We start from the raw sequence: 18,454 nt of genomic DNA on the forward strand, positions 1-18,454 counted from the left end.
CTCATGACGATGAGCAGGAAAATTGCCACCATGACCAAAACAATCACACCGTATAGAATGTAATTCTTAACTTTTATATGTGTAACCTCCTTTAGTTTCTTTCATTTTGATAGATGGATCAGCAATACGATTTTCTAGTTTTTTCTTTTCAACTGGATTCATCTTATCTCTTGTGACCTTATCTCCAGAGGTGCGGATAGGGGTGATTAAGAAATCACTCTTCTTGCCATTCCAGGATTGCTGCAAGGCAATACTTTTCTTGTTCTCTGATAAGAAATCATCAGAAGTAACATTGCCGAGACTGTAGAAAATATTAGTACCTTTATGCTTCTCGATCTTCTGTACAACAGTGTTATGGCCGAGTACCACATCTGCGCCAGCATCTGCTAATGCGTGGCCATATTCTTTCTGACGGTCTGTCACATTAGGTTCGTCCGGAATACCCCAATCGACATTGACGATAACCATGTCGTTATCTTGTTTCAGCTTTTTCACCAATGGAATAAAGATTTTAGGATCTAAAGCAATAGAGGTTGTCGATTTCTTAGGGTTCGCATATTTAGAACTAATGTCAGTGAAAGAAACTGTAGCGACTTTCTTACCTTTGACCGTCTTATGTGTGACTTTACTATTTAATGGGTTGGAACCATTACCTGTAATAAAATTGTAGCCGTATTTAGAATTGGCTTGTTTCTCAATTTGTTTGATTTCTTCCAGGTCGACTGAATTATTGGTCAAGTTGAGGCTGTTAAAGCCAGTATCTTTCAAGAAATCAATATTTTTCAAGTTACGTTGAATGTTCTTCTTAGGATTATCTGAAACTTTGTTGATGTTCAAGCTTGCAGAGGCATAATCACTTTGTTGAATCGTATGATGAATCGCACTGAACATATCGCTCAAGTCATTCTGTCTGATTTGCTTGTTCAATGTCACATTTCCAAAATAAGAGAAATGAATGTCATCTTTATTCTTCGCAAAGACGTCTAACTTATTCGTTTTAAAGGTTGCCATCAGAATAATAAGAAGAATTAAAGCGACAGCCAGCACGACTAACATCAATTTGGAATTATGCTTCTTCTGGTTCTTAGATTTCTTCAGAATCCAATTCTCTATGTTAAACGGTTGTTTATTCGACATAATGAATCTCCTTATTATTTGATAAAGCTATAAGCAAATAAAATAACGTACGTGATACATGTCAGCAGCATACATGAAGCTAATGTCGTGATGGTACCTTGTTTCTGAATCGTATTCGCAATGATACCAGGGATGACAATACCGATACCGGATATCTGGACGACTTCAAATGGTGTCAGCGGATAAATTAAATCGAACAAGAACTTCAGAATCATTCCCGTCAGAATCATCGCTGCGAACTTTCTGCGTCCATAAAGAATGGCGACACGACTGATACCGTGTGCCACGATAAAATAAGTTAAACAACTGATAACCAGCACAGATAACAACATCACCGGCTGATCAAAGATTAAAGCTAAATAACCAGGAACCACTAGTCCTGCAGGGTTAATACCGAATTTCTCAGCAAAGATCAAACTCAGTACAATACCTACAAATAATGAAAAATATAACTCGGAACCTACCAACTTAATCCAACCCTTCCAATAAATTAACGACTTTCTTGCCGTTTCCGTGTATATTTCCGACGCAGAATACTAAGGCATTTTCAGATTCTGCATAAATAGCTTTCTCAACTTCTTCAAAAGGTTTACCTTCGAAATTCAAGTACTTCTTGTCTGGTTGTGATTTCATGACTTCAGTCACCAGCTGCGTACTTTTACCGACGCAAATCAAAGTGTCGTAATCGACTTCAGTAATAAAGTTTTCAGCGAAGAGTTTGGTTCTATCCAATCTGTCACCACGACAGTTTAAAATAATGACTTTCTTCTCGAACGGATATTTATAATCAATGACTTTTTGCAAGATAGCTTTTGTAGATTGCGGTTCATTCTTATGATAATAGTGTATATGTACGGCACCGCTATCTGGTGGCGCATTCAACATCCCTTTGAGTGCTGTGTCTGTATTAGCTCCGACAGCTTCAGCAACACCCATGGCGATGGCCACGTTATCAGGGAAGACAATGTAATCAAATTCACGTAACAAGGATTCTTCAACTTCATCTCTATCCACGACAATCGTTTCGGTGTTTCTCTTGTCAGCTTCTTTCTTGAAAAACTCTGTGTAGTCATCTTTCATGACAATCAACTTGCCGTTATAGGGAATCGTGGCTGTAAATGCTTCGGCCACTTCATCCAAGGTAGGACCTAAAGTTTCCATGTGGTCTTCCATGACGTTGACGATGACACCAATATTGGCTTTCAATAATTGGTTCTGGAAAATGATTTGGTAATCGGGATTAACAGCCATACATTCATTAACAATGGCTTCACCGCCGTTATCATTTACATTTTGCAGTATGTCTTTTTGTTCGCCGATATTCGGACCTTGAGGTTTTCGAACTACCGGATATTCTTCTTCGTCAAACCAATACAACATTCTTGCGTCTGTTCCTGTAGTTTTACCAATGACTTTATAATTATTTTCACGCAGTATTCCGTAAATCAAACGCGTGATTGTGGACTTGCCGCGAATGCCATTTATGTTAATCCGTATGGGGATTTTATTGATGCGTTTCTTATGAATATATATTTCTCTTATGCCAAGAATTAAGATCAAAGCAGTAAATATCACAACCAACAACAACGTTTTTCACCTCGTCAAAATTTTTTACTTGCACATGTTATAACAGCGAAAATAAAAATAATTCAGTTTTACCTAATTGTAAAACTCTGTATTATTTGTTATCTAAGTTAAATCAAAGGTAATTAATTTTGCTTGACAGTATATATAAATAGAATAAATGCCTTTTTGACAGGTTTTTGAATGGATTTACATTTTTAAAAAAGTTATCTAAGCTAACCGTCGAATGAAGTGTCATTCATTTTAAAATTTATAGAATCTTTTCAAACTACCGTTCGGCTGTAATATTTGTAACATTCGTAACATCCTTTGCGCCACAAGAGATTACAGGGTATCAACCATGTTTGGAAAGCAGTCCTAAGACCACTTTTATGTCTGAAAAATTACACATAAATATCGGATTAAAACCATTAACGCACTTATTTTACTTATAGATATAGTCAAATTAGAGGTAATAAGAGTAGGAGACAATATTACAGAGGATATAAAAAAGCCTGAGACAAAGGAAATGTCTCAGGAAATTAGATGTTAGAAAGATGCTGTTCAAGTTCTTGGCGTTTAAGATTTTCATTCTCTTCAATAATAGAATAGAGTGTTGGATTAGAAATCATTAGCAAGTCATATTGATTGCCGCCATAATAACTGATACGACATAAATCTTTATAATTCACTGTTTGATGATGATGCACTTGAGCGATGACATTTCTATAAAGCGTTTCAGCTTTATGCGCATTGGAATCAGATTTTTTCTTCATAATGGCATTAGAGAAGTTCACAGCGATAATAGAAACTAGCCCATAAAAGGTAATAAGACCGATATAATGGTCAGTCACTAAAGTCTTGATGGCTTTATGAGTTTGATTCATTTCTTGATCATTGGTGAAAAGTACTTCCAACCATTGTGGCGCTTTAAAGAGACTATCAGATGAAAAACCAGCGATTTGAAAGAAATCAAATTTATCAATCAACTGCTCTATTGCTAAAATTAATACAATCACTAAGAGGTTAGGCAAGTATTCAAATAACGCAGAAACTTGATTACTCTTTCTGAGTGAATAAGGATTTAAAACAAAGCCCGCTAAAATCACTGTAAATGTAATACTGACGAGAATAAAGGATGGTACAAGAATATATGGCTTCCATGCAAAGGCAAACAAAGTGCTATGAATCATCAATATCGCAATCACCGTAAATAGTTGATTCGTAATTACGAGTAATAACTGGTAACGATTCAAAATATAGATGAAGAAAGCGATGATCAATTCAATCAAGATAAAGGTTGATAGGATATTAATAATTGATGTCAACAATCCAGGATTAATAAGCAATACGAAAGGTGCAGTCGTAACAGAAAATAATATTAAAGTATAGCTCATCAATTTTAAAATCTTTTTATTGCGCAATGTCGTTAATTTTGTGAAATAAGATTTGTCTTTGTCTGTAATCAACCAATACAGATAATCCGCTTTATCTTGCTTATATAATTGATAGCTGCGCCAATCTTTACGATAATCTTTCTTTTTAAAATAGAAATAGATGATGATTGAAGTAAGAGATGCGCACCATAAACTGATGGTTGAATTGATTAATAAAGTCAAAAGACTCACGGCAAGACCGATAATTAAAGTTTGAGTATATACATTGATGTTCTTAAACCATTTCACAACTTAGCCACCCTCGTATTAATAAGTATTACTATTATAATAAATTAAAAATAAACCTATGCACAACATATAACACTCGGGAGCGGGACAGAAATAATTTTTGATTAAAATTATTTCGTCTTCCCGCCCCGGCAAAGCTAACTAGAATAGAAAAAAGCTTGGAACAAGCGTATTTTCTATTCAGATAGCTACTGCCACTTAAAAAAATAGGAGCGAGACCCTATTTTGTCCCGCTCCTAATAATTTCTAGATAATTCCTTGCAGTTTCAAAACGATTTGAGCGACTACAGCTGAACCGACATAAGTACCCATCAATACAACTAGACCAACTACCACTGTTCTCCAACCCAGCTTCGCAAAGTCTGCCCAAGAATTACCGATAGAAATACCTGCATATGCAACAACAGGCGTACACAGAGCCATTAACTCTACATTATGTGTCCAATGTACCAGTTGCGCTGAACCAGGCACGCCAGGAATTGTAAGAATGAGTCCTAAGATACCAATGTAAGCAATACTAGGAATATTCAAAGGAACGAGCTTTTGTATAATCATGCCCACCAGCGCAATACCCATTAAAGCTAAGATGCCTGGTACTGCCTTCTGTGGCATGATTTCCTGACCGATCCAATTACTGACAAGTGCAATAATACCGACGATAACTAGTGTTAGTGACCAATTCACAATATTAGATGTTAGTTTCGCTTGCATTGTGCTCACCCTTTCTCATTCTGGCTTTTTCTTTCATACGCATCATACCGTTGTAATAGCGGACTGTGAGTGGCAAGGCAATAAGCATACTCATATAGAGGCCGGTGACGGAAGTTAAGAGATTACTGACACCTGAGAAAGCTTTGATGTCACTCGCATAATTAGGAAACATCTCAATCAACGGACCGACCGCTGCTGCAGACATGACACCGCTGCCGACACCCGTGGCCATAGCGTAAGAGAGGGGGTGAAGCGGTAAGATAGATGCGATAATTCCGGAAAAAATACTAAAGAAAATCGCTCCAAAAATTGTACCGAAAATATACATAGACATTACACCCCGCCATTCGGGCGACTCAATACCATATTTTTCAGTTATCAAAGCCATACTAGATTCACGACCAATAGAGTGCGTCATTCCAATTGATTCACGTTTCAATCCCAACATAATGGCAAGTGGTAGAGACAATAGAATCGTACCGAGATTACCAAACTCTTGCAGAATCAACGCAGGACCAGCAGCGATAATTTTAGGCAACGCAGGACCTGCTTCCGTACCAAACTTCGCAATTAAAACAGCAACTGAAATAAAAACCATAGGCTCCGAATTCTTCGCTTGCTTCTGTTTAACCATAGGAGTGAAATAAGCTGCTAAACCTAGAACAACTCCATAAACCACAGGTAATAATAAAATCGACGTCACCCCAAGTGGAATTTTAAATGGGCCGATCAATTCACAAATCACAACAATGGCTAATACTAATCCATGTAAACGCCAATCTTTCCATAGACGCTGTTCTTGTTCCATACTTATCTCCTCCTATTTATTATATTTAACTTATAATTCAGAATAAACTGAAAACTAATGAATGAAACGAGTATAGCACGGAAGAGAGGAGAAGTGAAGGGGGTTAATAAAATATTAAATTATATTCATTATTAATACAGCATATAAAGTTGTTAAAAAAATAAATGTTATGTAATATATATAATGACTTATCTTATTATAATTGGGGGGAGATAAAATGCTTCAAAGTATTAGAATTGAGTGCGAATATTTACCTTGTGAAAAAGTTGAAATCAATTTCGATAATACTAATAATGCAATAATATTTGGAAGAAATGGTTCTGGTAAAAGTACGATATCAAGAGCTATCGAAAAATTTTCTGAAACCCAGTTGAAAAATACCAAAGAAAAAGAAAACAATGAAATAGAAGATAATAATGAAGATGAAGATTTTAAACAACCATTCAATATTTCTTTTGAGTATAATACTGAATCAAATAAAGTTCTAGATAATATTTATGTTTATAATGATGATTTTCAAAAAGATCATGTTACATTTTCTGATTCGGGTAACTTTGAGTCTATAGTTATGCTAGGAGAACAAGGTAATATTCAAGATACCATAGATTCTTTGAATAGAGTTCTAAAAGAGATAGAAGGGGATATTGAATTAAAAGAGGAGGAAATAAATAGTTTTAATTTAGACTTAAAAGTTAAAGAAATTAAAGACATGCTGAAAGGCGGAAATAGTAGTTGGGCTTATAGGCAAAAAGTTATTGATAATTTAACTACAAATAAACCTTTAACCAATAAGTTGTTTGAGAAAATAATCAAGAAACATTGTACTGAAGATTATTATGATATTAAAGAAAGTCTAGATGAAAATATTGATTTAATAAGAAATATCTTACAAAAAAACCTTTAGAATATTATAGATGGGTTAGTTTTCCTCATGAATTATTTAGAAAGATAGAAGAAATTTTAAAATATAATCCAGAAGTATCTAAATTAACACAAAAAGAAGAAGTAATAGTGAAAACAATTATAAAATATGGTAATGAAAAAATAGATTTTGCAGATTCAATTGCAAAGGATAAAAATCAAGAATATTGTCCTACTTGTTTTCGCCCCTTAGGAGATAGTGACAAAAATGAAATAAGAAGGCTTATTAAAGAGGTTCTCGAGAAAAATAATACAGAAACTTTGGAAAATAGAATAGAGCATGTCCTTTCCGAAATTAAAGAGCAAGAATTAATAAAAATTGATGATAGAGTCGATGTAAAAACACAAAGTGATTTAAATAAAAATATTGGAATATTCAATTACTATGTAAAGAAAACTGTTGAAATCTTGGAAGAAAAAAGAAGATATCCTTATAAAACAAAATTTGAAGGTTACTGCGTTAATGATTTAAAAAAAACGTTGGATAAATTAAAAGAAAAAATAGAAATATATGAGCAGCTTGTGATTACATACAATTCATCATTTAAAGAGCTTTCCATTATCCAAGATAAAGCAACAGAGTTAAATATAAAATTGGCTTCGATAAAGATTAAAGATAAGCTAACTGAGTATAAAGAAAAAGAGAACCTATATAATAATCTATGTGTTGAGAATAAAAATTTAATTAATGAAAAGGAAATAGTTGAAAATAGAATTGACAAAAATATTCAAGAACTTAAAAAAACTAATTTTGCATTGAAAGAAATCAATGATAACTTAAAACTTATTTTTTATGATGACAACAGGTTGAAGTTAGTAAATCAAAATAATAAATATTATATTAAATCGAGGGGCAAGTATGTTAAATCTAATGAATTATCACTTGGAGAACAAAACGTAATTAGTTTATGTTACTTTTTCTCAACAATAAATAAAGATAGAAGTATCGAAGATGTATATAGACATGAAATGCTATTGGTTTTAGACGATCCTATTTCAAGCTTTGATTATGAAAATAAAATAGGGATTTATAACTTTCTTCGAATGAAATTAAAAAGAGTTTGCAGAAATAATGAGGATAGTAAAATAATAATAACAACACATGATATGGAAGTATTGAATAATTTAGAAAAATTAGTCTCTGAACTTAAAGTTGTAGGTAAGAAGAATAAGACGAATTTGTGCTTGCTTAATTCAAATGGTGTACAACCTATGAAGAATAAATTTAAAGATCAATATAAAAACCAATTGAGAGATATTTATAGTTTTGCTAAAGGTGAAAACGATATAGTTGAACAGTATATAGGTAATGAAATGAGAAAAGTCTTAGAGGCTTTTAGTACTTTTAACTTTCAATGTGGCATGGATGATTTGAGAAGAAGTGACAATGGATTTCCTTTAAGCATCATTAAGGATGATAGAGAAAAAGAATTTTTTGAGTCTTTTATGTTTAGATTAGTTTTAAATAATGAAAGTCATTCAAAGGATACAGTTAATAATTATACGGATCAGAATTTTTATCAGTATTTAACATTAGAGGAGAAGGTTTATACTGCCAAGATGCAAATAGTATTTATGTATAAATTAAACCCTTATCATATAGCTAAAACAATCGGAGAGTCCTTTAGTGAAAAGGATATAAAAAAATGGTCAGAATTAATAAAATAGGAGTGAATAAATAATGGATTTTAAAGAATATATCAATGACGAACCTAAAGAACGTTTGGATTATTTTATGGAAACGCTTAGTACTACAAATAGAACACCAGAGTATTATGTGAATTGGGAAAAAGTAAACAGAAATACAGAAAAATATGAGTTAGAACTTACTACAATGGGTTACTTAATAGGTAAAGATAATATTATCGAGGAAGCTCGAGAACTATTTAAAAAACAGCCTGAACTATTGAAAACTGTACCTATATTAATAGCTGCTAGAGATAGAAAGTTAGATGTCTTATTGCTTGATGATAACGATAATATGGAGTTTTATGATATTGATTTTAAAAATATAGATATTGGAAATCTCGAAGTTTATATTGAATTTATGGAAAACTCGGGATTATTCGATTTTCTTCAAAATGGAGTACATAAAAGCTTGGTTGACTTTGTATATGGAGTGGAAACTGGTTTAGACTCAAATGGTAGAAAAAATCGTTCTGGCAAAGTTATGGAAGATATTCTTGAGAGAAATGTAGCAAAAATGTGTGAACGATTAAATTATAAATATAAAGATCAAGCATCAGCGAAATGGATGCATGATACTTGGGGAGTTCATGTTCCAGTGGATAAATCAGAAAGACGCTTTGATATGGCCATCTATGATGATGAAAGAGATAAAGTTTATGTAATTGAAACAAACTATTATGGCGGCGGCGGTTCTAAATTAAAATCTGTTTCTGGTGAATTTAGAAGCCTTAATAATCTAATAAATTCGAGTGAGCATGATGTAACATTCGCTTGGGTAACTGATGGACAAGGATGGCATACAGCTAAGATACCATTATCTGAGGCATTCCAAGATATTAAAAACATTTTCAATTTGAGTATGCTCAGAAAAGATTATATTTACGACCTGATTAAATAGCAAAAGGTAGAAATATAAATTTAGAGGAGGATAATTGTGAATTTCCAAGAGTATAAAGAGAAATCGATTACGGAGAAAGTAAATTATTTTTTAAAGAATTTAAGTATATCTAATAGGGAAGCTAGTTATTATGTGAAGTGGGATAAAATTAAAAAGCAATCTAAGGAATATACCAATGAATTGAAAAAATTAAATCAACTTTTGGGACAGAAAAATGTTGAAGAAAAAGCTGAAAAATTATTTATTGAGGATCCATCAGTACTAGAAGCTATACCAATTTTAATAGCATTGAGACTGAGAACTCAAAAAGTTATCAATGTCATGGAATTGGATGGTAACTATAATAAAAGTTTTTACTCGATTAACTTCAGTAATATTGATTTAGAAAAAATAGATGTTTATATGAAATTTATAAGAGATTCAGGCCTCTTCGAGTTCTTTAAAAACAGTCCAATAAATGATTTGAGAGATTATATATACGGTGTGGAGGTCGGAATGGATACAAACGCTCGAAAAAACCGTTCAGGAAAGGTTATGAAAGATTTTATTCAAAAAAATATTGAGAGTGTTTGTAAAAGATTAGGATTTAAATACGAATTTGATATTAAATCATCACAATTAAAGAAAAAATGGAATTATAGTATTAATTCTGATAAAAAAGGACGGGAATTTAATGCGGCAATTCTCGATGAAAAAAATAATGAATTATACGTCATAGTAAATGATTACTATGGAGGTGGAGGAACCAAACCTTCTACTGTTACAGATGGATTTATAGAATTAGATAGAAGCATAAAAAAAAGTAAAGATGAGGCTACTTTTATATGGATAACAGATGGTTTAGGTTGGAATGATGGCGTTGAAGCTTTCACAATTGCATTCAAAAAAATTGATTATGTCTTTAATATGGAAATGGTAGAAAATGACTTTATTTATGAACTGCTAAAATAAAAAAGCCACTCATATAGTACTGTCACACTTTAAAATTCTGATTTTAGAGAGGCAGTACTATATGAGTGGCTTACTATTTAAAATAGGGAAAGTTGTGTTGAAGTATTTTTAAGTCTTTTTTCAGCTATTTCTAAGTAATCTTGATTAATATCTATTCCAATATAGTTTCTTTCTAGTTTTTTACACGCTACAGCTGTCGTTCCGCTGCCTAGAAAGGGATCAAGCACGACGTCGCATTTTTGAGAAGATGCTTGTATAATTCGTTCTAATAAATAAAGTGGCTTTTGTGTAGGATGTGAACCGAATACTTTTTCGTGTTGAGGAGTAAGATTACCAGTCCATACATCTTTCATTTGCTTATCCCCATTAATACTCTTCATGCGACTATAGTCAAAGAAGTGTTTAGCCTTTTTAGTATCCTTCTTTGCCCAAAGTATTGTCTCAGTAGAGTGTGTGAAATTTCTGCATCCTAAATTTGGTGGGGGGTTCGTTTTTTGCCAAGTAATATTATTTAGTATTTTAAAGCCTTCTTCTTCTAAAGCCATACCTACAGAATATATATTATGCAACGTTCCTGAAATCCAAATTGTTGCATTATCTTTCATTACTCTTTTACATAATTTAATCCATTTTTTGTTGTACATATGCTTTTCTTCCACAGTAAGAGATTTATCCCAATCTCCTTTATCAACTGAGACCATTCTGCCTCCAGAATTTGAAATACCTCCAGAAGATAAAAAATATGGCGGATCTGCAAAAATTAAATCTACACTGTCTTCCTCTAATTTCTCTAAGGCTTCAAAAGCATTATCAAGAATCAATTTACCGCATGATTCTTCAAAATAAATATTACTAGACACTTTTATTCAATCCTATCTATTAATAATTTTTAATAATCAGCTCTTTCCCTGTACGTTTACTAGCAACAGAGTTGATACTTCTCCGAACATTAATTTCTTCAATATTAAAATCTTTATATAAGTCTTGTATTAAGTCAGTATTGTGATTGGTAAGCATGCAATAAACTCCGCGTTCATTAAGTAATCTAAATACTTTTGATAGACGAATATGATCTTCTAATTTAAAGCCGGTTTTATCGTATGATGTAAAACTAGTAGGGTTAATAGGAGTATAAGGACTATCAAAAAATACAAAGTCGCCTTTTTCAGCTTTTAAAGCTACAGTTTCAAAGTCTTGACTAGTTAATTGAACATCCTGCAAAAATTTTGAAATATCCATTAGATTTTCTTTATTAAATGAAGTAGCAAACTCTTTTTTATTCCAAGGGACATTATAAAGCCCTTTACTGTTAACTCTATATAGGCCGTTAAACGAATGTTTATTAAGAAAAATAAAAAGAGCAGCTGTTTCTGTATTGTAAATGTTATCAGTTATATGTTGGTTATAAGTAGAGCGGAATTCTTTATACTTTTCTGCGTCCAATGGTATTTTATCAAATTCGGTTAGCATTGCTATTAAATCATTAGGATTATGTTTGATTTCATTGTAGGTGTGGATGAGGTGAGTATTAATATCATTAATAAATGAAGGGTTATGTTCTAAACCGAACAATACAGCGCCACCTCCTACAAAAGGTTCAAAATACGAGTTGAATTGTCTAGGTGCTTCTTCTAAAATTTTGGGCAAGTATTGTCTTTTACCTCCTGCCCATTTTACAAAGGGGTGCATCAGTAAAACCTCTTCCTGTTATTTAATATTGTTAAGTTAATCATCTTTGATGTTAGAAAGAATCACATTCTATTGTACCACGATCAAAAGGGATCGTTTAGTTATTAATACAGAAGTTTGCGGCTTTTTTTCTGACGATAATACTTTTAGAACATTAAATAAGCTTTTTGAAGAGCAAAAAAATTTGAAAGCGTAAAATATTTTAAGAAATATTCTAAAAAGTAGAAGACTTAACTTTGAAATTGAAGTAAAATGAAATTATTAATAATGGTAAGCGCTATCAAAGGATAAATGGGGACTTTGGAGGTTGTTTAAATGTTAGGTGATATGTTAATTGAAGAAAGTGATTTATCAACGCGTTCAAAAAATCAATTGACTAAAAATGGAATCGTAAGTTTCAAACAATTGCAAAAGTTAAATGATGACGAACTTTCAAAAATTAGAAATTTAGGACAAAAATCTTTAGATGAAATAAGAGAATTAAGAGACTCATTTCTCGAAAGAAAACTGGTTGAAGTTGAAATTCCTAAAAATTCATGTATAGAAGATATCTATGATTTGCCTATAGATTCAGTTATCAAAGAACGAAACATCTTAGAAAATTTAAAAAGAAATAATATTAAAAGAATAAGTACCTTAGTTGAATTGATACCTGAAGATATTAAAAAATATAGAGACTTAGAGGAAGAAGAAAAGGATGATTTATGGGATATTATAATCTTGTTAAAAAGACAATTAAAAATTAATTATGTAGATATTTCTTTGAAATTAGTCTTAAAGTCGAACAAGTCGTTTAAAGATATAATTGATGAATATTTACCACATACTAAAGCTCAAATTAATTATAAATTTCTTTATAAAAATAAGATTAGTAGTTCTATAAAAATAGGTCAGCTAAACGAGCTGTTTTCAAAGAAAGAACGAAATTTTATTGAAAAAATGAAAATTAATAATGTGGATAATTTTCTTAAAGAAAATAATAAGCATCTAATGATACAACAAGGTATTTCTAATAGTACTATCAATAGAATTATTGAATGGTTCGCCAAACATTTAATAATCTATTCTAAAAAAAGAGTATACATTTGTGATATCGCAACAATGTACTTAATAGAAAAGAAATTAGGCTATTTATTACAATTAAAAGATGAATTGACACAAAAAATTTTAAAAAATATAAATGATAATGTAATAAAATTGATATCGCTCAATGACTATTCTTTGAGATTTAGTCTAGATTTACTAAAAGATAATGAAGAATTTGAAAAAGGAGTTTTGAGTAGAGTAATAAATAATAATGATTCTTCTGAAATTATATATACCTATTTAAAGAAAAATGGCGGTGTGATAAATCAATATCAAATTGAAGATGAATTTAATAAGTTCAAAAATGTTGACGTCACAGCTGCCATAGATAAATTGATTAATAAAAATTTAGCTGAATTAAAAGAGAAGAAATTATATTATAAAAATCCTTCAGTTTTTTCTTATGTTAAAGAAAAATTTAATGATCAAGTTTTTCAAGCATTTAAAAAAAGAATGGAAGGCTATACTTTAGAAGAAATAGGACAAGAATTAGGTGTTACAAGAGAAGGAATTAGACAGATAAACAAAAAGGTTATAGACAGATTGCCAGAAAAAGAATTTCTTGAAGATAAAAACATGTATTGGTTTACAAATTATATTATGGATAAAAATACCTATAATAAAATATTTTCTGACAATAATTACACTTATCTTTCATTGAGATATGAAAATGGAGATAGAGATTGGTCTGAAATATTGAAGGACGAAAAAGCTTCGGACGAAATAAGAAAAAAAGTGCAAAGCTTAGTTTATAAAAATTTACTTGTCCTTGGGGATAAAACAATTCCTAAAAATAAGGGGGAAGTACTGAAGTATGTTATTAGTGAGTTTATTAAAACTCCTACTCATGTTAAAGATATATTAGATTTTTATAATTTATTTTTAGAAGAACAAAGTTTAAATGAAGAAAAATTTATTTGTGATATAAGGTACCTTGAAAATAGACTTACTGATCTTGACTTTGCAGTTAGCAGAGGTAAGAAAATATTTCGTGCTTATTTGTTTGAAACTTATGATTGGGAAGAGTTCTATAAAGAATTAAGATTAGGTGAATGGCAAAATACAGAGTTGTCAGCAAAAATTTTATTTGAATCTCATGAAGATCTGATGAAAAAATATAACATACTACATGAAAATGAGTTGCATAACATAATCAAAAGAACGCATGAAAAGTATTTAGATATAGATATTACAGTAACAAGGATGCCAGGATTAAATATAGGAAATGCTGACAGAGAAATTCAAGTGAAGGAATTTATGTTAGAAATTAGTCCAATAAGTGTTGAAGACTTTGTGAAATGTTATAGAGAAAGATATGGAGTCAAAGAAAGTACTATAAAAGCAAATTATCTCGTATTTATAGACAAGTATATATATGAGGATTATATTGATGTCACTTTTGATAATTTGAAAAGAGAAGATATTGAGGCAGTTAAACAAGCGATTAATAGTCAGGATTTTCTTTTTTATAAGGATTTCCTTCATGATTTGAATAGAAATATAAGTTCAGAAAATATTGGTCTCATACTAAAATATTTAAAGTATAAGAAATACATTACTTATCTTTTGGGACCGAAATACCCAACGATTAGAAGTTATTTTGATAAACAATATTATGAAGACAGAGACATTATTGATTTTAATGAGTTAGATAAAAGAATTTGGGAATTGAGTTCTTTTAACTCATGGCTCTATGACAAAATTATTAACCTAGATATGATTGAATTTCAAGATAAAAAATTTATTTCTATAAAAAAATTGAAAGATATAGGTATTAAAAAGTCCGAACTTTTAAATTATAGAAATGAAGCAATCAAAAAAATGAGTGACGGACATGTTTGGTCATTAACCTCATTGATAAATATCATTGATGATTCAACTATTGACAGTTTAGGATTTGAGCCAATATTTTACCGGTCTTTGATTAGAGATGGGAAAAGAGTTCGAACAAATAACGTGGGGAAAAATTATCTATTGCAATTAGATGAAAATCCAACTTTATTAACTATTATTGAAGAAGAAATTTTGAAAAGGAAGTCTATCGATATATACGAATTAACTCAATTACTTAATGAAAAATTTGACTTAAGTTTAACTAAAGGGCACTATACTAGCGCAATTTACAATAGCGGATTGTACTATGATCAAATCATGGAAAAAATATATCTAGATATAAATTATTATTACGAGGAGTTCGAGATATAATGACTAAATTAAAAAAAGAGAATTTAATTAAAACAGATGTTACGAAAAAAATGAATGTTGATGGTATTACCAAAGTTTATCCTGTATATAAAATTAAATTAAATGAACTATATTTTAATGATCAAAATGATAGAATTGCAACTTGGATTAGTAAATATAAAGCAGACAATGATTTAGATAAGTTTAATATGGAGAATTTAGAAGAGTATAATTCTATTATTAGTGATTTTATTAAAAAAAGTGATGAGAAGGCATTTACAAAAACCAAAAATAATATTGAACTTATTAATCAGCAGGAACCTGCTGTTGTATTAACTGACGGGAGAATTATTGATGGGAATAGACGTTATACATGTTTAAGAGACTTAAGTAAAGAAGACGCCAAATTCAATTATTTAGAAGCAATTATTATAGATAAAGACATTCAAAACAGTAAAAAAGAAATTAAGCTCTTAGAGTTATATCTTCAACATGGCAGAGAAGAAAGAGTAGGTTACAATCCTATAGATAAACTTGTGGGAATATATAATGATATTGTGAAAAATCAATTGATTTCTGTGAATGAATATGCAAAAAATACAGGAATGTTAGAGAGAGACGTAGTAAAATTAGTGAAAAGATCTGAATTAATGGTTGAATTTCTTGAACATATTGAGATGCCTGAACATTATTATATTGCCAGAGAATGGGAATTAGATGGTCCTTTGGGAGAAATACCTGCAGTGCTAAATAAAGTGAAATCTGAAGAGGAAAGAGAACAATTAAAATATATTATATTTACTTATTTAGCATTAAAACCATATCCTGAGATGGTTCGTTTTGTACGTAATATCAAAAATATTGTTGATAAACCGCAATTTAAAGATTTCTTAGAAAAAGGAATTGAAATAAGCGAAAAATTCTTAGAAAAGTTCGATGACGAAGATGTGTCTTTAGAGTTTATTAAAGAAAATATAAGAACTGATGAAGTATTGAAAGAAGAAGTTTTAGACGTTTATGAAAAAGCTCAAGAACAAGTGAAGAAAAGAAATGTTTTAAATGCTCCTAAAAATCAAGTTGAAAAAGCTATTGAAGCCTTAAAAAATATAGATAGTAACATAGTAATTGGGCTAAGTGATGAAGATCATCATCAATTTTTACAAGCTTTGGAAGAGTTGGAAAGTGAAATGAAAAATTTTAGAAAAGAGGTTTATGGTAATGCTTCTTCTGTCAATGAATGATAATGATCAATTAATACTCGAAGGAAACAGCCAAGAAATTAAAAAATTATTACGTTATAGTTCATTTAAAATGAAGATCAAAATGTATGTTGAAAATATTTTAGAAGATCTAATTGAGTTTAAAAAAGATATATATTATAGAGACATTAATAAAGTAATAGAAACTTTGGAAAAATTTCAAAGTAAGAAAGGTATCGAATTACAAGTAGAACCAACCGTTTATGAGTATATCGAAAATGAAAATACTTATATAGAATTAAAGTATAGCATAGGAAATGATATAAAAAATCAAGATCCTAGGATGATAGAAAAATATCTTGAATTTTGTGAAATAGTCAATAATAGTATGAAACGAGAATTAAGACATAAACAAATGATAGATGCATTTTATTTATCAATGATGGAGAAAGCAGGGAATTTCTCTGTTCCAGGTTCAGGTAAGACATCAACAGTTTATGGTTTATATAGCTATTTAAATAAAACTAAGGATGTAGATACTATATTAATGATAGGCCCGTTAAACTCATTTAATTCATGGATTGAGGAGTATAAGGCTTGCTTTGGTGGTGAACAAAAGCTTAATTATCTTAATTTAAAAGATTATAACACTTCTACAGAGAAGAAAATGATTTTAACTTATGAATCCGGAAATAAAGAACTAATACTTGTTAATTATGAGATTTTGGATAACCTTGAAGATGAAATAAAAGGAATTATAAATAAGAATGTGTTAGTTGTTTTTGATGAAGTCCATAGGATAAAAAGTACTACAGGTAAAAGAGCGGGTGCTGCTCTACGTATTACTGAAAATGCAAAATATATGGTTGCTCTTACAGGTACTCCTATTCCTAATGGATACATCGATATATATAATTTGCTGAACTTGCTATATCCCAACGACTATAAAAAGTTTTTTGGCTTTACAGAAACACTTCTAAAAAATCCTGACACAAACGAAATGAAAATGATTAATGACAAAATCCAACCCTTTTTCACACGAACAACAAAAGAAGAATTAAATGTTCCTAAGCAAAACAAAGATATTATAATAGATGTTTATGCTGATGAAAATGAACAAGAGTTATTTAAAATATTACTTTCTAAGTACAAAAATAGTGCGCTTGCTTTATTCGCTAAAATTTCTCAAATGGAAAGTGTTCCGAAAATGTTATTAGAAGAATTAGATCTTAATGATTTTAGTAAAATATTAGATATTGCAGTAAGTCACGAAGATTTTGTAGACTATAAAGATTTCTCTGAAGATGTTAATTACTTAGTTGAAAAGATAAAAATGACGTCTAAAATGAGAGCGGCACTTGAACTAGTAGATAGGTTAACAAGAGAGAATAAAACTGTAATTCTTTGGTGCATATTTGTCAAAACTATGGATAAGTTTAAAAAACTACTTAGCAATATGGGGATCAAAGCAGAAATAATCGCTGGCAGAGTTGAACCATATGAAAGAAAAAGAATTATTGATAAATTTAAAAATAAAGAAATTGATGTGTTAATTACTAACCCTCACACTTTGGCAGAATCCGTTTCTTTACATCAAACTTGTCATGATGCTATATATTTTGAGTATAGCTATAATTTAGTCCATTTATTGCAGTCAAAGGATCGTATTCACAGACTTGGCTTAAAAGAAAATGATTATACTCAGTATTATTATTTGCAACAATTTTATCCTATGCAGCAAGGTGATTACTCTTTAGGAGAAAGAGTTTATAATAGATTGTCTGATAAGGAACAATTAATGTTAGATGCAATTGACAATCACGAATTAGAAATACTTCCAACAGAAGACGAAGATTTAAAATTTTTCTTTGAAAATGTTATTTAAAAGTTAAAAAAAGAAGCGGAATTAGTACATTTCTCGTTCACTAGTCCG

At 30.6% G+C, this 18,454-nt stretch carries 15 protein-coding genes; 7 read left to right on the forward strand and 8 right to left on the reverse strand.

Annotation, left to right across the window (positions count from 1 at the left end; all coding sequences use genetic code 11):
- Nucleotides 1-66: 66 nt before the first annotated feature.
- The 6 genes from CNQ82_RS02095 to CNQ82_RS02120 form a co-directional block, all read right to left on the reverse strand.
- A complete protein-coding gene (locus tag CNQ82_RS02095; protein WP_123143875.1) occupies nucleotides 67-1,137 on the reverse strand; it encodes a CapA family protein in 1,071 nt (356 codons plus the stop codon).
- A gap of 14 nt (nucleotides 1,138-1,151) precedes the next feature.
- Nucleotides 1,152-1,604, reverse strand: coding sequence for a poly-gamma-glutamate biosynthesis protein PgsC (pgsC, locus tag CNQ82_RS02100; RefSeq protein ID WP_123143876.1), 453 nt, complete (start codon nucleotides 1,602-1,604; stop codon nucleotides 1,152-1,154).
- Between the two features lies 1 nt (nucleotide 1,605).
- Entirely contained in the window at nucleotides 1,606-2,724 is a 1,119-nt protein-coding gene (gene pgsB, locus CNQ82_RS02105; protein WP_123143877.1) for a poly-gamma-glutamate synthase PgsB, read from the reverse strand.
- A 518-nt stretch (nucleotides 2,725-3,242) separates the two neighbouring features.
- Nucleotides 3,243-4,385, reverse strand: coding sequence for a hypothetical protein (locus tag CNQ82_RS02110; RefSeq protein WP_123143878.1), 1,143 nt, complete (start codon nucleotides 4,383-4,385; stop codon nucleotides 3,243-3,245).
- Nucleotides 4,386-4,631: 246 nt separating this feature from the next.
- Nucleotides 4,632-5,096, reverse strand: a complete 465-nt coding sequence (locus CNQ82_RS02115; protein ID WP_095102979.1) for a hypothetical protein — start codon at nucleotides 5,094-5,096, stop codon at nucleotides 4,632-4,634.
- Entirely contained in the window at nucleotides 5,074-5,904 is an 831-nt protein-coding gene (locus CNQ82_RS02120; RefSeq protein ID WP_123143879.1) for a DUF3100 domain-containing protein, read from the reverse strand. The genes CNQ82_RS02115 and CNQ82_RS02120 overlap by 23 nt, the downstream gene beginning before the upstream one ends.
- Nucleotides 5,905-6,121: 217 nt before the next feature.
- Between CNQ82_RS02120 and CNQ82_RS02125 the strand changes: the two genes are divergently transcribed.
- From CNQ82_RS02125 to CNQ82_RS02140, 4 genes are all read left to right on the forward strand, one after another.
- A complete protein-coding gene (locus CNQ82_RS02125) occupies nucleotides 6,122-6,808 on the forward strand; it encodes an AAA family ATPase (protein WP_123143880.1) in 687 nt (228 codons plus the stop codon).
- Nucleotides 6,809-6,915: 107 nt separating this feature from the next.
- The gene (locus tag CNQ82_RS02130; protein WP_164711929.1) at nucleotides 6,916-8,493 is read left to right on the forward strand and encodes an AAA family ATPase; all 1,578 of its coding nucleotides are present in this window, start codon (nucleotides 6,916-6,918) and stop codon (nucleotides 8,491-8,493) included.
- A gap of 13 nt (nucleotides 8,494-8,506) precedes the next feature.
- Complete coding sequence (locus CNQ82_RS02135) at nucleotides 8,507-9,412, forward strand: type II restriction endonuclease (protein ID WP_123143882.1); 906 nt, start codon at nucleotides 8,507-8,509, stop codon at nucleotides 9,410-9,412.
- 36 nt (nucleotides 9,413-9,448) lie between these two features.
- On the forward strand, nucleotides 9,449-10,363 hold the full coding sequence (locus tag CNQ82_RS02140) for a DpnII family type II restriction endonuclease (protein ID WP_164711930.1): 915 nt from the start codon (nucleotides 9,449-9,451) through the stop codon (nucleotides 10,361-10,363).
- Nucleotides 10,364-10,440: 77 nt separating this feature from the next.
- Here the strand turns inward: CNQ82_RS02140 and CNQ82_RS02145 are convergent, their stop codons facing one another.
- Both CNQ82_RS02145 and CNQ82_RS02150 read right to left on the reverse strand, forming a co-directional pair.
- Complete coding sequence (locus tag CNQ82_RS02145; protein ID WP_240624906.1) at nucleotides 10,441-11,223, reverse strand: DNA-methyltransferase; 783 nt, start codon at nucleotides 11,221-11,223, stop codon at nucleotides 10,441-10,443.
- A 19-nt stretch (nucleotides 11,224-11,242) separates the two neighbouring features.
- On the reverse strand, nucleotides 11,243-12,052 hold the full coding sequence (locus tag CNQ82_RS02150) for a DNA adenine methylase (protein ID WP_123143885.1): 810 nt from the start codon (nucleotides 12,050-12,052) through the stop codon (nucleotides 11,243-11,245).
- Between the two features lie 315 nt (nucleotides 12,053-12,367).
- On the opposite strand from CNQ82_RS02150, the gene CNQ82_RS02155 reads away from it, so the two are divergent.
- Genes CNQ82_RS02155 through CNQ82_RS02165 form a run of 3 tightly spaced genes read left to right on the forward strand, consistent with a single transcriptional unit; the run spans nucleotide 12,368 to nucleotide 18,406 of the window.
- Nucleotides 12,368-15,343, forward strand: coding sequence for a DNA-directed RNA polymerase subunit alpha C-terminal domain-containing protein (locus CNQ82_RS02155; protein ID WP_123143886.1), 2,976 nt, complete (start codon nucleotides 12,368-12,370; stop codon nucleotides 15,341-15,343).
- A complete protein-coding gene (locus tag CNQ82_RS02160; RefSeq protein WP_123143887.1) occupies nucleotides 15,343-16,563 on the forward strand; it encodes a hypothetical protein in 1,221 nt (406 codons plus the stop codon). Before CNQ82_RS02155 ends, CNQ82_RS02160 begins: the two co-directional genes overlap by 1 nt.
- Nucleotides 16,556-18,406 (forward strand): DEAD/DEAH box helicase, encoded by a 1,851-nt coding sequence (locus tag CNQ82_RS02165; RefSeq protein WP_240624907.1) that lies wholly within the window; start codon nucleotides 16,556-16,558, stop codon nucleotides 18,404-18,406. The genes CNQ82_RS02160 and CNQ82_RS02165 overlap by 8 nt, the downstream gene beginning before the upstream one ends.
- Nucleotides 18,407-18,454 lie beyond the last annotated feature (48 nt).

Origin of the sequence: Staphylococcus debuckii, assembly GCF_003718735.1 — a bacterium.
Classification (GTDB): Bacteria; Bacillota; Bacilli; order Staphylococcales; family Staphylococcaceae; genus Staphylococcus; species Staphylococcus debuckii.

Coding starts and splice junctions, on each gene's coding strand:
- CNQ82_RS02095 (WP_123143875.1), bottom strand. CDS start 1,137: ATGTCGAATAAACAACCGTTTAACATAGAGAATTGGATTCTGAAGAAA.
- CNQ82_RS02115 (WP_095102979.1), bottom strand. CDS start 5,096: ATGCAAGCGAAACTAACATCTAATATTGTGAATTGGTCACTAACACTA.
- CNQ82_RS02120 (WP_123143879.1), bottom strand. CDS start 5,904: ATGGAACAAGAACAGCGTCTATGGAAAGATTGGCGTTTACATGGATTA.
- CNQ82_RS02125 (WP_123143880.1), top strand. CDS start 6,122: ATGCTTCAAAGTATTAGAATTGAGTGCGAATATTTACCTTGTGAAAAA.
- CNQ82_RS02135 (WP_123143882.1), top strand. CDS start 8,507: ATGGATTTTAAAGAATATATCAATGACGAACCTAAAGAACGTTTGGAT.
- CNQ82_RS02150 (WP_123143885.1), bottom strand. CDS start 12,052: ATGCACCCCTTTGTAAAATGGGCAGGAGGTAAAAGACAATACTTGCCC.
- CNQ82_RS02155 (WP_123143886.1), top strand. CDS start 12,368: ATGTTAGGTGATATGTTAATTGAAGAAAGTGATTTATCAACGCGTTCA.
- CNQ82_RS02160 (WP_123143887.1), top strand. CDS start 15,343: ATGACTAAATTAAAAAAAGAGAATTTAATTAAAACAGATGTTACGAAA.
- CNQ82_RS02165 (WP_240624907.1), top strand. CDS start 16,556: ATGAATGATAATGATCAATTAATACTCGAAGGAAACAGCCAAGAAATT.